We start from the raw sequence: 14,160 nt of genomic DNA on the forward strand, positions 1-14,160 counted from the left end.
TTGACGGTGGTATAAGTCTTTGTCACAAAAGGTAATACATGCTCAAATTGGCGCTTCCCGGCCAGTTTCGGGACGAATCGGACCGCACCTTGAGCCAGCATGGCATCAACGGCTCAAACCCGTACAATGGCTGGCCTGTTTGAGCTGATCTAAGCTACACCCACCTTGCAGCAGGTTACTGCTGGCAAAATAATACAAGGCTGGTTTCATTTCACGTTTGAGCGTGTCGCCTGTTCGATACGAACAGTATTTTGCAGTCACATTAGTCAATTAATAGTTGGGCGCGCCACAGGCGCAGGAAAAGACCCGTTTTGAAGAAATCCACAGCAGCACCCAAAGCAGTTCCTCTCTGGCGTCAGCAATTGCACTACCGACTCAAGGAAGGTGCATTGATCGCTATCGGCGCCCTGTGCCTGTTCCTGATCATGGCCCTGTTGACCTACGGCAAGGACGATCCCGGCTGGAGCCATAACAGCCGTGTCGTGGATGTACAGAACTTTGGTGGGCCAGCCGGCTCCTACAGTGCAGACATCCTGTTTATGGTGCTTGGCTATTTTGCCTACATCTTTCCGTTGCTGCTGGCGGTCAAGGCGTACCAGATCTTCCGCGAGCGGCATCAGCCCTGGCAGTGGAGCGGGTGGCTGTTCTCGTGGCGCCTGGTTGGTCTGGTGTTCCTGGTGATCTCGGGCGCAGCCCTTGCCCATATTCATTTTCACTCTGCCGTGGCCCTGCCTGCAGGCGCGGGCGGTGCGCTGGGCGAAAGCCTGGGTGATCTGGCCAAGAATGCGCTGAATATCCAGGGCAGTACCCTGTTGCTGATTGCGTTGTTCCTGTTTGGCCTGACGGTCTTTACGGACCTTTCATGGTTCAAGGTCATGGATGTGACGGGCAAGATCACCCTTGACCTGTTTGAACTCATCCAGGGTGCGGCCAATCGCTGGTGGTCCGAGCGCAACGAGCGCAAACAGCTTGTTGCCCAACTGCGCGAAGTCGACAGCCGGGTCAATGAAGTGGTTGCCCCAAGCGTTTCCGACAAGCGGGAGCAGGCCAAGGCCAAAGAGCGTCTGATTGAACGTGAGCAGGCGCTGACCAAGCACATGTCCGAGCGTGAAAAGCACGTACCGGCAGTTATCGCGCCGGCACCGCCCAAGGCACCTGAACCGAGCAAGCGTGTACAGAAAGAGAAGCAGGCGCCGCTGTTTGTGGACAGCGCGGTTGAAGGCACGTTGCCGCCGATCTCGATTCTTGACCCTGCTGAAAAGAAGCAACTCAATTATTCCCCTGAATCCCTGGCGGCCGTTGGCCATTTGCTTGAAATCAAGCTCAAGGAATTCGGGGTTGAGGTCACGGTGGACTCCATTCACCCCGGCCCGGTCATTACCCGCTACGAAATCCAGCCTGCTGCCGGGGTAAAGGTCAGCCGTATTTCAAACCTGGCCAAAGACCTGGCGCGTTCCCTGGCTGTGACCAGCGTGCGGGTGGTTGAGGTTATTCCGGGCAAGACCACGGTCGGTATCGAGATTCCCAACGAGGATCGTCAGATCGTGCGCTTCTCCGAAGTGCTGTCGACCCCTGAATACGACAATGCCAAGTCTCCAGTGGCCCTGGCCCTGGGCCATGATATCGGCGGGCGTCCGGTGATCACCGATCTGGCGAAAATGCCGCACTTGCTGGTGGCCGGTACAACCGGTTCCGGTAAGTCTGTAGGCGTTAACGCCATGATCCTGTCGATTCTGTTCAAGTCTGGCCCTGAAGACGCCAAATTGATCATGATCGACCCGAAGATGCTTGAATTGTCGATCTACGAAGGCATCCCGCATCTGCTGTGCCCGGTAGTGACGGACATGAAGGATGCCGCCAACGCCCTGCGCTGGAGCGTTGCCGAGATGGAACGCCGCTACAAGCTGATGGCCAAGATGGGCGTGCGTAACCTCGCCGGCTTCAACCAGAAGGTCAAGGACGCCCAGGACGCTGGCGAGCCCCTGGTTGACCCGTTGTACAAGCGTGAAAGCATTCACGACGAAGCCCCGCTGTTGGTGAAGTTGCCAACCATCGTGGTGGTGGTCGACGAATTTGCCGACATGATGATGATCGTCGGCAAGAAGGTTGAAGAGCTGATCGCCCGTATTGCCCAGAAAGCACGGGCGGCGGGTATCCACTTGATCCTCGCTACCCAGCGCCCGTCGGTGGACGTGATCACCGGCCTGATCAAGGCCAATATCCCGACCCGTATGGCGTTCCAGGTATCGAGCAAGATCGACTCGCGCACCATCATCGACCAGGGTGGCGCCGAGCAACTGCTGGGTCACGGTGACATGCTGTATATGCCGCCCGGCACCAGCCTGCCGATTCGGGTGCACGGCGCGTTTGTTTCCGACGACGAAGTACACCGTGTGGTCGAAGCCTGGAAGCTGCGAGGCTCCCCGGACTACAACGAAGACATCCTTGCCGGCGTCGAAGAGCCTGGCAGCGGTTTTGATGGTGGCAGCGAAGGCAGCGATGACGCTGAAACCGATGCGCTCTATGACGAGGCCGTACAGTTTGTACTCGAAAGCCGTCGTGCCTCTATTTCTGCGGTACAACGCAAGTTGAAGATCGGTTACAACCGCGCTGCGCGAATGATTGAGTCCATGGAAATGGCCGGGGTCGTGACCTCGATGAACACTAATGGCTCGCGCGAAGTACTGGCACCAGCCCCGATGCGCGATTGATCTGCCCCACGGCATCTAACTAATCAATGAGGATCTCCATGCGTTTTGTCAGCATGCTGTTGCTACCGGTACTGGCTTTTTCTTCGCTGTCGGCCCATGCCGACGCCGAGAGTGTGAAACGTCTTGGCCAACTGTTGGGCTCCGACACCATCACCGCCCGTTTTTCTCAGCTGACCCTTGACGGTAGCGGCACCCAGTTGCAGGAAACTGCCGGCGAAATGTCGGTAAAGCGTCCGGGTTTGTTCTACTGGCACACCGACGCACCGCAAGAACAATTGATGGTCTCCGATGGCCAGAAAGTCTCGCTCTGGGACCCGGATCTGGAGCAGGTCACGATCAAGAAGCTGGATCAGCGCCTGACCCAGACCCCTGCCTTGTTGCTGTCGGGTGATGTGTCGAAAATCAGCGACAGCTTTGACATTACCTCCAAACAGGCCGGTGATGTCATGGACTTCACCCTCAAGCCCAAGACCAAGGACACCCTGTTCGACTCCCTGCGCCTGTCCTTTCGCGGCGGCAAAATCAACGACATGCAGTTGATCGACAGCGTGGGTCAGCGCACCAACATCCTGTTCACCGGGGTCAAGGTCAACGAGCCGATTCCTGCATCCAAATTCAAGTTCGATATCCCGAAAGGGGCTGATGTCATCCAGGAATAAGCCCTGGAAGAGGTTTCAAGCGCTGCCCATGGATCTGTTTCGAAGTGCCCCGATTGCCCAGCCTCTGGCTGCCCGTTTACGTGCGGCCAATCTGGACGAGTACGTCGGTCAGGAACACCTGCTCGCTCGCGGCAAGCCCTTGCGTGAAGCGCTGGAGCAGGGCGCGCTGCATTCGATGATTTTCTGGGGGCCGCCGGGGGTGGGTAAAACCACCCTGGCGCGACTGCTGGCAGAAGTGTCGGATGCGCATTTTGAAACTGTTTCGGCGGTGCTGGCCGGGGTCAAGGAGATCCGCCAGGCCGTCGAAATCGCCAAGCAGCAGGCGGGCCAGTATGGCCGGCGCACCATCCTGTTTGTCGACGAAGTGCATCGCTTCAACAAGTCACAGCAAGATGCCTTCTTGCCCTACGTTGAAGACGGTACCCTGATCTTTATCGGTGCCACCACCGAAAACCCATCCTTTGAACTGAACAACGCATTGCTTTCGCGGGCGCGGGTCTATGTGCTCAAAAGCCTCGACGAAGCGGCCCTGCACAAGCTGGTGCAACGCGCGCTGACGGAAGACAAGGGCCTGGGCAAGCGTGACCTGACCCTCAGCGATGAAGGTTTCCAGATATTGCTGCGGGCGGCTGACGGTGATGGCCGGCGCTTGCTCAACCTGCTGGAAAACGCCTCGGACCTGGCTGAAGACCACAGCGAAATCGGCACCGATCTGTTACATAACCTACTGGGCGATACCCAGCGTCGTTTCGACAAGGGTGGCGAAGCTTTTTACGACCAGATTTCGGCGTTGCACAAGTCGGTGCGTGGTTCCAATCCGGATGGTGCCCTGTACTGGTTTGCGCGAATGATCGACGGCGGATGCGACCCGCTATATATCGCCCGGCGTGTCGTGCGCATGGCCAGCGAAGACATCGGTAACGCCGATCCACGGGCCTTGAGCCTGTGCCTGTCGGCCTGGGACGTACAAGAACGTCTTGGCAGCCCGGAGGGTGAGTTGGCGGTGGCCCAGGCCATTACCTACCTGGCCTGCGCGCCCAAAAGCAACGCGGTGTATATGGGGTTCAAGGCCGCACTGCGCAGCGCCGCCGAGTATGGTTCGCTCGAAGTCCCGCTGCATTTGCGCAACGCGCCGACCAAACTGATGAAGCAGCTGGGGTATGGCGACGAATACCGTTATGCCCATGACGAACCGGATGCTTATGCCGCTGGCGAGGACTATTACCCCGATGAGCTGGAGCCGTTGAACCTGTATCAGCCTGTCCCTCGAGGCCTTGAGCTTAAAATCGGCGAAAAGCTTAAACACCTCGCCGCACTCGATCGAGCCAGTCCCAAACAGCGGAGAAGACCGTGATTCCATTGGTGGTTGCAGTCTCGGTGGGTGGCATTGCGGGCACCCTGTTGCGCTTTGCCACAGGAAACTGGATCAACGCCAATTGGCCGCGGCACTTTTATACCGCGACGTTGGCCGTTAATATCGTGGGCTGTCTGCTGATTGGCGTCCTGTACGGACTTTTTCTGATACGCCCGGAAGTACCGATTGAAGTCCGCGCCGGGCTGATGGTCGGTTTCCTGGGTGGCTTGACCACTTTTTCATCCTTTTCACTGGATACGGTGCGCCTGCTTGAAAGCGGGCAGGTGCCACTGGCACTGGGCTACGCGGCCCTCAGCGTATTCGGCGGGCTGCTCGCGACGTGGGCTGGCCTGTCCCTGACCAAACTTTGATAACGAGAAACCGACATGCTTGATTCCAAACTGTTACGTAGCAACCTGCAGGACGTAGCGGATCGCCTGGCATCCCGTGGCTTCAAGCTGGACGTGGCGCGCATCGACGCGCTGGAAGCCAAGCGCAAGGAAGTCCAGACCCTGACCGAGAAGCTGCAGGCCGAGCGCAATGCCATCTCCAAAAGCATTGGCCAGGCCAAGGCTCGCGGCGAAGACATCGCGCCACTGATGGCCAGTGTTGAAACCATGGGCAGCGATCTGGCCAATGGCAAGGTTGAGCTGGACGCCATCCAGGCCGAACTGGACGCCATCCTGCTGGGCCTGCCCAACCTGCCGGATGCTTCCGTGCCGGTAGGTGCTGACGAAGACGACAACGTCGAGATCCGTCGCTGGGGCACCCCGACTGCCTTCGATTTCGCGATCAAGGACCACGTGGCCCTGGGCGAGCAGCATGGCTGGCTGGACTTCGAAACCGCCGCCAAACTGTCCGGTGCCCGTTTTGCCCTGCTGCGCGGCCCGATTGCCCGCCTGCATCGCGCGCTGGCCCAGTTCATGATCAACCTGCACACCGGTGAGCATGGCTACGAAGAGGCGTACACGCCTTATCTGGTTCAGGCCCCTGCATTGCAAGGCACTGGCCAGTTGCCGAAGTTCGAAGAAGATCTGTTCAAGATCAGCCGTGAAGGCGAAGCTGATTTCTACCTCATCCCGACGGCTGAAGTGACGCTGACCAACATCGTTGCCGGCGAAATCGTTGAGCACAAAGCCTTGCCGATCAAGTTGGTGGCTCACACGCCGTGCTTCCGCAGTGAAGCCGGTGCGTCAGGCCGTGATACCCGCGGCATGATCCGTCAGCACCAGTTCGACAAGGTTGAAATGGTCCAGATCGTTGAGCCTTCCACCTCGATGGATGCACTGGAAGGTCTGGTAGGCAACGCAGAGAAAGTCCTGCAATTGCTTGAACTGCCATACCGCACCCTGGCGTTGTGCACCGGCGACATGGGCTTCAGCGCTGTCAAAACCTACGATCTGGAAGTGTGGATCCCGAGCCAGGACAAGTACCGCGAAATTTCGTCGTGCTCCAACTGCGGTGATTTCCAGGCCCGTCGCATGCAAGCACGTTTCCGCAACCCGGAAACCAACAAGCCTGAACTGGTTCACACCCTCAACGGTTCCGGTCTGGCTGTAGGCCGTACGCTGGTAGCCGTACTGGAAAACTACCAGCAGGCAGACGGCTCGATCCGTGTACCTGAAGTACTCAAGCCTTACATGGGCGGCATTGAGGTCATCGGCTAAATGGAGTTTCTGCCGCTGTTTCATAACCTGCGTGGCAGCCGTGTACTGGTGGTCGGCGGTGGGGAGATTGCCTTGCGCAAATCCCGGCTGCTGGCCGATGCCGGTGCCGTGCTGCGGGTGGTTGCACCCGCCATAGAGCCCCAGTTGTGCGAGTTGATAAACAGTAGCGGTGGCGAACAGGTGCTGCGCGGCTATGTTGAGGCTGACCTTGAAGGGTGTGTCCTGATCATTGCTGCAACGGACGATGAGCCACTCAACGCCCAGGTCTCCGCTGACGCCCACCGTCGCTGCGTGCCCGTCAATGTGGTGGATGCTCCTGCCTTGTGCAGCGTGATCTTCCCCGCAATTGTCGACCGCTCGCCGCTGGTGATCGCCATTTCCAGTGGCGGTGATGCGCCGGTGCTGGCGCGCTTGATTCGCGCCAAGATCGAAACCTGGATTCCTTCGACCTACGGTCAGTTGGCGGGCCTTGCCGCTCGTTTTCGCACCCAGGTCAAAGGCTTGTTTCCGGATGTACAGCAGCGCCGCGGTTTTTGGGAAGACGTTTTCCAGGGCCCGATTGCCGACCGCCAACTGGCCGGGCAGGGCGCTGAGGCCGAGCGTTTGCTGCTGGCCAAAATCAATGGTCAGGCGACCGTAACCACCGGTGAGGTTTATCTGGTGGGTGCCGGGCCGGGTGATCCGGACCTGCTGACATTCCGCGCGCTGCGTCTGATGCAACAGGCTGATGTGGTCCTTTACGACCGCCTGGTGGCCCCTGCAATTCTTGAGTTGTGCCGTCGCGATGCCGAACGCGTTTATGTCGGCAAGCGTCGCGCCGAGCATGCGGTGCCGCAAGACCAGATCAACCAGCAATTGGTGGACCTGGCCAAGCAAGGCAAGCGCGTGGTGCGGCTCAAGGGTGGCGATCCGTTTATCTTTGGTCGTGGCGGTGAAGAAATCGAAGAGCTGGCCGCTCACGGGATACCGTTCCAGGTCGTGCCGGGCATCACCGCTGCCAGCGGTTGTGCAGCCTATGCCGGTATTCCGCTGACCCATCGTGATTACGCGCAATCCGTGCGTTTCGTGACGGGCCACCTGAAGGACGGCACCAGCAATTTGCCCTGGAGTGATCTGGTTTCTCCGGCACAGACCCTGGTGTTCTACATGGGCCTGGTGGGTTTGCCGACCATCTGCCAAGAGCTGATCAAGCACGGTCGTTCGGCAGACACCCCGGCTGCGTTGATTCAGCAGGGCACTACGTCCAACCAGCGGGTATTTACGGGCACCCTGGCTGACTTGCCAACATTGGTGGCGGAGCATGAAGTTCATGCGCCGACGCTGGTGATCGTGGGCGAAGTGGTTTTGCTGCGTGAGAAACTGAAGTGGTTTGAAGGCGCTCAGTCGCAGGTCTAGGTGCATGGTGGGGCGGGCTTGCTCGGGATGGTTTCAGCGCGGTTTTTCAGTTAAACCGAGTTGATTGCATCGCAGGCAAGCCAGCTTGTGTCTTCAAGGTCTCTTAAACTCAGAAGGGTGAGAGCAGTGGATGGCAGACTGAAAGCCAGCGGTGCTTAAAGCACGAGTGGGAGCCAAGTCGCCATCCACCTCTCACTCTGACCAGAAGCCCGAACAGTTGCATGAGCGGCAAACTCGAAATCACAAGCTAGGGATAGGTCAGAGTGCTCTCACTTCTTGAGTGTAAGAGGACTTGGCGATGATTTCCTACTACGTTGGTCTCGATGTTTCGAAAGCGACTGTGGATGTGGGGTTTCTTCCTGCAAATTACCCACAGTTTCAGGTCAGTAATGACCTTGAGGGCTTCACTCGGCTGATCACATGCCTGAACGAGCTTGAGGTGGGGCGGATCTTGCTTGAAGCCACCGGCGGCTATGAAAGGGCATTGCTCAGAGCCTTGCGGTTGGAGGGTTTGAATGTCTTTCGCGTCAATCCCAAACGCGCTCGCGACTATGCGAGAGCTATGGGCAAGATAGCTAAAACCGATAAGATCGATGCTCAGATGCTGGCGAAGTTTGCGAGAGATTTCGAGGACTTGCCGCATGTTGAACCGAATAAGGATCGGGATGAGCTGGGCGAATTGCTCAAGCTGCGAGGCAGCTTGGTCAAGAGCCGAGACAGCGACAAGCGCCGGATGAAGCAAACCACATGCGCTAGAGCCATATCCACTTACACCGATCACATCGCTTACCTGGAGGGCCAGATCAAGTCATTGGGTAAGGAGATTGAAGATGCCTCGACCGTGCTGGATCAGGAGAAAGCCAGGCGACTGAGGTCGGTGAAAGGGATCGGAGCCATCACCTGCGGAACGCTCATGGCATTTCTTCCTGAGCTCGGAACCGTGTCGGGACGCAAGATTGCGGCTTTGGCAGGGTTAGCGCCCTACAACAACGATAGTGGCAAGAAGAGCGGCCCCCGATCAATCGAGGGCGGGCGCTATACAGTGCGTGGCGCAACCTATATGTCGACCTGGTCAATGGTTCAGCACGATCCGCAAGTCAAAGCCGAATATGAGGCTCTGCGAGCGCGAGGCAAGCTTGCGAAGGTCGCTGTTGTGGCATGCATGCGTAAGCTATTGATTCGTCTTAACGCAATGCTGCGAGATGGCACGGGTTGGAGAGAGAAGAAATGTCAGGCCCCGCATTTTGATAACAAATGAGGGGCACTTTACTGAAGCGAGGGCTTCGCCAGTAATACCGCTACGCGGTATCGCTGGCGAAGCCATGTCCGAAAGGATTATTTGAAAATAAATCCTCAATGACAGTTGCTCCCATCATTGCTTCTGCTGTGCCTCAGTTCCGGTTGTCCCCCACCAGACTCTCCACCGACGGCACTCGCGTGTCGCTTTCCATCTGCGCGTCGTGTTCGATCTGATGACTGAAGCGATCCAGTGAGCCTTGTGCCGGCTGCGCATCGCTGGCAAAAACCGGCGGGCTCAGGATGTAAGCCCCCAGCAATCGGCTCAACGCCGCCAGGCTGTCGATATGGGTGCGTTCATACCCGTGGGTCGCATCGCAACCAAACGCCAGCAAGGCGCACCGAATATCATGCCCGGCAGTGACGGCCGAATGGGCATCGCTGAAGTAGTAGCGGAACATGTCACGGCGTACCGGCAGTTCATTATCGCTGGCCAGGCGCAGCAGGTGCCGCGACAAGTGATAGTCATACGGCCCGCCCGAATCCTGCATCGCCACGCTTACCGCGTGCTCGCTGGAGTGCTGGCCCGGCGCTACCGGGGCAATGTCAATCCCGACAAACTCGCTCACATCCCACGGCAATGCGGCGGCCGCGCCACTGCCCGTTTCTTCGGTGATGGTGAACAGAGGATGACAGTCGATCAGCGGTTGCTCGCCACTGTCCACAATGGCCTTCAATGCGGCAAGCAGTGCTGCCACCCCGGCCTTGTCGTCCAGATGCCGCGCGCTGATATGGCCGCTTTCGGTGAATTCCGGCAGCGGATCAAATGCCACGTAGTCGCCGATATTGATCCCCAGGGAATCGCAGTCGGCCCGGGTCGCGCAATATGCATCCAGACGCAACTCGATGTGGTCCCAACTGATCGGCAACTCATCCACCCCGGTATTGAAGGCATGGCCTGAAGCCATTAATGGCAGGACACTGCCGCGGATCACGCCATTGTCAGTGAACAGGCTGACCCGGCTGCCTTCAGCAAAACGGCTGGACCAGCACCCCACGGGCGCCAGGACCAGACGGCCGTTGTCCTTGATCGCCCGCACGCTGGCGCCGATGGTGTCCAAATGCGCGGAAACGGCACGGTCAGGACTGTTCTTCTGGCCCTTGAGGGTCGCGCGCAAAGTGCCGCGTCGAGTCAGCTCAAAGGGAATCCCCAGCTCATCGAGGCGTTCGGCGACATAGCGCACGATGGTGTCGGTAAACCCGGTGGGGCTGGGGATGGCGAGCATTTCCAGCAGTACCCGTTGCAGGTAGTCGAGGTCGGGTTCAGGGAGGGTGCGATTCATAAAAGCTCCTGAGGGCCGGTCAGCTAGAGAGCAGGCTGACAGTGGGGGAAGAGTAAATCGATGAAGCGTTCGGCGGTCGGCTGTGGCTCATGGTTGGCGAGCCCGGCCCGTTCGTTGGCTTCGATAAATACGTACTCGGGCTGGTCGGCGGCAGGCACCATCAAGTCCAGGCCGACCACGGGAATATCCAGCGCCCGGGCGGCGCGAATGGCCGCGTCGGCCAGCGCCGGGTGCAGCACGGAGGTCACATCTTCGAGGCAACCGCCCGTGTGCAGATTGGCCGTACGGCGCACGGCGAGCACCTGGCCTGCGGGCAAGATACTGTCGTACTCATAGCCAGCGGCTTGTACGGTGCGCCGGGTTTCTGCGTCCAGCGGGATGCGGCTTTCACCCGCAGTGGCGGCCTGACGGCGTCGGCTTTGTGCTTCGATCAGTCGATGGACCGTGTGCAGGCCATCACCCGTCACCTGGGCAGGACGGCGGATGGCGGCTGCCACGACCTCAAAGCCGATCACCACAATTCGCAGGTCGAGCCCCTCGTGGAAGCTTTCGAGCAGCACCCGGCTATCGAATGCACGCGCTGTTTCGATGGCCAGTTGCACCTGCTCGAGGCTGTCCAGATCCACCGCCACGCCATTGCCTTGCTCGCCATCCACAGGTTTGACCACCACCCGCGTGTGTTGCTCAAGAAAGCGCAGGTTGTCGTCGGCATTACCGGCCAATTGCTGGCTTGGGACATTCAGTCCTGCCTGGTGCAACACTGTATGGGTCAGGCATTTGTCCTGGCACAGACTCATGCTGATGGCGCTGGTCAGATCGCTCAGGGATTCGCGGCAACGAATCCGTCGTCCGCCGTGGCTCAGAGTGAAAAGTCCGGCGGGCGCGTCGTCAATTTGCACATCAATGCCGCGTTTAAAGGCTTCTTCGACCAGGATTCGGGCATAGGGGTTGAGCCCGACTTCAGGCCCGGGGCCGAGAAACAGCGGTTGGTTGATGCCATTTTTGCGCTTGATGGCAAAGGTCGACAGGGTACGAAAGCCCAGTTTGCTGTAGAGGCTTTTCGCTTGGGCGTTGTCGTGCAGCACCGACAGGTCGAGGTAGCTCAAGCCGCGGCTCATGAAGTGTTCGATCAAATGCCGGACCAGCACTTCGCCTACACCGGGCCGCGAGCAGTGGGGGTCCACTGCCAGGCACCAGAGGCTGCTGCCGTTTTCCGGGTCGTGGAACGCGGTGTGATGGTTCAGGCCCATGACGCTGCCGATCACCGCGCCGCTGTCTTCATCCTCGGCCATCCAGTACACCGGCCCGCCCTGATCTCGGGAGGTGAGCAATGTCGGGTCGATGGGCAGCATCGAGCGCGCCTGATACAGCGTGTTGATCGAGTTCCAGTCCGCTTCGCTTTGTGCCCGACGGATCCGGAACCCGCGAAACACGCGGGTAGCCGGGCGGTAATCGGTAAACCACAGGCGCAAGGTGTCCGAAGGGTCGAGAAACAGCTGTTGTGGCGACTGGGCCAGCACTTGCTGCGGCGCCGCCACATACAGCGCGATATCGCGCTCACCGGGTTGTTCGTTGAGCAACTCGTTGGCCAGGCTGGCGGGGTCGGGAAAGGTATGCCCGATCAGCAACCGCCCCCAGCCGCAATGCACGGCCACGGGTTGTGCGTCGAGTGGGCTGCCGTCTTCGGCCAGGCGCGCTTGCAGGCGTTCGTAGGACGGTGTTTGACCACGCAACAGACGCTGGCTGTAAGCCGTAGCGAGGGGTTTCATCGATCAGATTCCTTGTTCGCTCAGCCACAGGTTCAAGGCTGCCAGTTGCCATAGCTTTGAACCGTTAAGAGGCGTCAGCTGGCTTTGTGGGTGGGTCAGCAGTTGATCAAGCATCGCTGGCTGAAACAGCCCTCGATCCTGGCTCGGGTCCAGCAGCAGGTCACGGACCCAGTTCAGCGTGTCGCCCTGCAAGTGCTTGAGACCAGGCACCGGGAAGTAACCTTTCTTGCGGTCGATCACTTCGCTTGGGATCACCAGCCGCGCCGCTTCCTTGAGTACCTGCTTGCCGCCGTCCGGCAATTTGAACCGCGCCGGAATACGTGCCGAGAGTTCGGCCAGACGGTAATCCAGAAACGGTGTACGGGCCTCAAGGCCCCAGGCCATGGTCATGTTGTCGACCCGTTTGACCGGGTCATCCACCAGCATCACCGTGCTGTCCAGTCGCAGGGCTTTGTCCACCCCCGCGCTGGCGCCTGGCTGGGCAAAGTGCTCGCGTACAAAATCCCCGGCCGCATCATTGGCCGTCAGCCATTGCAGCTGCACCGTGGCCTTGTACTCGTCGTAACTGCGATCAAAAAACGCTTCGCGGTAAGCGGCATAAGGGTCGTCGGCGGCATCGACGGGCGGATACCAGTGATACCCGGCAAACAGTTCGTCGGCGCCCTGGCCGCTCTGCACCACCTTGCAGTGCTTGGCCACCTCACGCGACAGCAGATAAAACGCGATGCAGTCGTGGCTGACCATCGGTTCGCTCATGGCGCGAAAGGCCGCAGGCAGTTGCTCAATGATTTCGTGCTCACCAATGCGCAGTTGGTGATGGCGGGTGCCGTAATGCCGGGCGATCAAGTCCGAATACTGGAACTCATCGCCGCGCTCGCCGCCCGAGTCCTCAAAGCCGATGGAAAAGGTCGACAAGTCCTGTACGCCCACTTCGCGCAACAAACCCACCAGCAAGCTGGAGTCGACCCCGCCCGAGAGCAGCACGCCGACATCCACTGCCGCACGTTGGCGAATAGCCACAGCTTCGCGGGTACTGTCCAGAACGCGGTCGCGCCAGTCTTCGAGGGTCAAGTCGAGTTCATCGGCATGGGGGCCATAGGGCAGGGTCCACCAGGTTTTCTGCTCGGTATGACCGTTGGCATCGATACGCAGCCAGGTGGCGGGGGGCAATTTTTCAATCCCGGCAATCAGCGTGCGGGGCGCGGGTACCACGGCATGGAAATTCAAATAGTGGTTGAGTGCAACGGGGTCGAGCATCGGATTGATATCGCCGCCCTTGAGCAGCGCGGGCAGGGTGGAGGCAAAGCGCAAACGTTCCCCGGTACGTGACAGGTAAAGAGGCTTAACCCCCAAACGGTCGCGGGCGATAAACAGGCGCTGGGTGTCGCGCTCCCAAATGGCAAACGCAAACATGCCATTGAGTTTGGGCAGCAGCGCTTCACCCCAGGCGTGATAGCCCTTGAGCAGCACTTCAGTGTCGCCGTCGGAGTAAAAGGCATAACCGAGGTGTTCAAGCTCGGCTCTCAATTCGGGGAAGTTATAGATTGCGCCGTTGAACGCCAGTGACAGGCCCAGTTGGCTGTCAACCATCGGTTGAGCGGAGCCGTCCGACAAATCCATGATTTTCAGACGGCGGTGGCCGAGGGCTATCGGCCCCTGGCTGTGGAAACCCCAGGCATCAGGTCCACGGGGGGCCAGGTGGTGGGTAATGCGTTCGATGGCTGCCAGGTCGGCAGGGTGTTGATCAAAACGTAACTCTCCAGCTAATCCGCACATGGTGTTTAAATCCTTGGTATTTCGGCATGTGGTGCTACAGGTTGAGTCAGCGTCTTTGCGAGACGCCATGTAGCGCTTGGGCCCGGTTTTAAAGGGGCGATGAAGCGTCAGGCGCCATCGCCAGCCCGTGCGGCGCAGGGCAAAAGACACCCGCGGCGCGGTAAACGACCGTGTTTTATCGAGTAACTGAGGCCCGGATCGTTCAATAAAACTTACAGGAGGTTGATCAAGCAGACGTTTGCACGGGGCG

Annotated in this window: 10 protein-coding genes; 7 read left to right on the top strand and 3 right to left on the bottom strand. The window is 59.1% G+C overall.

Annotated features, from left to right (window positions below):
- The first annotated feature begins 269 nt into the window (after nucleotides 1-269).
- The 7 genes from ftsK (at nucleotide 270) to V6P94_RS11445 (ending at nucleotide 9,044) form a co-directional block, all read left to right on the top strand.
- Nucleotides 270-2,711 carry a DNA translocase FtsK gene (ftsK, locus tag V6P94_RS11415; RefSeq protein ID WP_374105697.1) on the top strand — a complete coding sequence of 814 codons (2,442 nt, stop codon included), beginning with the start codon at nucleotides 270-272 and terminating at the stop codon, nucleotides 2,709-2,711.
- Between the two features lie 38 nt (nucleotides 2,712-2,749).
- On the top strand, nucleotides 2,750-3,370 hold the full coding sequence (gene lolA / locus V6P94_RS11420) for an outer membrane lipoprotein chaperone LolA (RefSeq protein WP_133078174.1): 621 nt from the start codon (nucleotides 2,750-2,752) through the stop codon (nucleotides 3,368-3,370).
- 28 nt (nucleotides 3,371-3,398) lie between these two features.
- Nucleotides 3,399-4,724 (top strand): replication-associated recombination protein A, encoded by a 1,326-nt coding sequence (locus tag V6P94_RS11425; protein WP_133078175.1) that lies wholly within the window; start codon nucleotides 3,399-3,401, stop codon nucleotides 4,722-4,724.
- The gene (gene crcB / locus V6P94_RS11430) at nucleotides 4,721-5,095 is read left to right on the top strand and encodes a fluoride efflux transporter CrcB (protein WP_133078176.1); all 375 of its coding nucleotides are present in this window, start codon (nucleotides 4,721-4,723) and stop codon (nucleotides 5,093-5,095) included. The genes V6P94_RS11425 and crcB overlap by 4 nt, the downstream gene beginning before the upstream one ends.
- A 15-nt stretch (nucleotides 5,096-5,110) precedes the next feature.
- Nucleotides 5,111-6,391: a serine--tRNA ligase gene (serS, locus tag V6P94_RS11435; protein ID WP_133078177.1), complete on the top strand. Its 1,281-nt coding sequence runs from the start codon at nucleotides 5,111-5,113 to the stop codon at nucleotides 6,389-6,391.
- A complete protein-coding gene (cysG, locus tag V6P94_RS11440; protein ID WP_133078178.1) occupies nucleotides 6,392-7,786 on the top strand; it encodes a siroheme synthase CysG in 1,395 nt (464 codons plus the stop codon).
- A 298-nt stretch (nucleotides 7,787-8,084) separates the two neighbouring features.
- Nucleotides 8,085-9,044 carry a transposase gene (locus tag V6P94_RS11445; RefSeq protein WP_338649344.1) on the top strand — a complete coding sequence of 320 codons (960 nt, stop codon included), beginning with the start codon at nucleotides 8,085-8,087 and terminating at the stop codon, nucleotides 9,042-9,044.
- Nucleotides 9,045-9,177: 133 nt separating this feature from the next.
- On the opposite strand, the gene V6P94_RS11450 is transcribed toward V6P94_RS11445, so the two are convergent.
- The 3 genes from V6P94_RS11450 to V6P94_RS11460 are packed head-to-tail and all read right to left on the bottom strand — an operon-like array spanning nucleotide 9,178 to nucleotide 13,910.
- The gene (locus V6P94_RS11450; RefSeq protein ID WP_019828486.1) at nucleotides 9,178-10,365 is read right to left on the bottom strand and encodes an osmoprotectant NAGGN system M42 family peptidase; all 1,188 of its coding nucleotides are present in this window, start codon (nucleotides 10,363-10,365) and stop codon (nucleotides 9,178-9,180) included.
- A 23-nt stretch (nucleotides 10,366-10,388) separates the two neighbouring features.
- Nucleotides 10,389-12,134, bottom strand: coding sequence for an N-acetylglutaminylglutamine synthetase (ngg, locus tag V6P94_RS11455; protein WP_338649345.1), 1,746 nt, complete (start codon nucleotides 12,132-12,134; stop codon nucleotides 10,389-10,391).
- A gap of 3 nt (nucleotides 12,135-12,137) precedes the next feature.
- The gene (locus tag V6P94_RS11460) at nucleotides 12,138-13,910 is read right to left on the bottom strand and encodes an N-acetylglutaminylglutamine amidotransferase (protein WP_338649346.1); all 1,773 of its coding nucleotides are present in this window, start codon (nucleotides 13,908-13,910) and stop codon (nucleotides 12,138-12,140) included.
- Nucleotides 13,911-14,160 lie beyond the last annotated feature (250 nt).

The organism is Pseudomonas sp. ML2-2023-3, assembly GCF_037055275.1.
Taxonomy (GTDB): Bacteria; Pseudomonadota; Gammaproteobacteria; order Pseudomonadales; family Pseudomonadaceae; genus Aquipseudomonas.

Coding starts and splice junctions, on each gene's coding strand:
- lolA (WP_133078174.1), top strand. CDS start 2,750: ATGCGTTTTGTCAGCATGCTGTTGCTACCGGTACTGGCTTTTTCTTCG.
- V6P94_RS11445 (WP_338649344.1), top strand. CDS start 8,085: ATGATTTCCTACTACGTTGGTCTCGATGTTTCGAAAGCGACTGTGGAT.
- V6P94_RS11460 (WP_338649346.1), bottom strand. CDS start 13,910: ATGTGCGGATTAGCTGGAGAGTTACGTTTTGATCAACACCCTGCCGAC.
- V6P94_RS11425 (WP_133078175.1), top strand. CDS start 3,399: ATGGATCTGTTTCGAAGTGCCCCGATTGCCCAGCCTCTGGCTGCCCGT.
- V6P94_RS11450 (WP_019828486.1), bottom strand. CDS start 10,365: ATGAATCGCACCCTCCCTGAACCCGACCTCGACTACCTGCAACGGGTA.
- serS (WP_133078177.1), top strand. CDS start 5,111: ATGCTTGATTCCAAACTGTTACGTAGCAACCTGCAGGACGTAGCGGAT.
- cysG (WP_133078178.1), top strand. CDS start 6,392: ATGGAGTTTCTGCCGCTGTTTCATAACCTGCGTGGCAGCCGTGTACTG.
- ngg (WP_338649345.1), bottom strand. CDS start 12,134: ATGAAACCCCTCGCTACGGCTTACAGCCAGCGTCTGTTGCGTGGTCAA.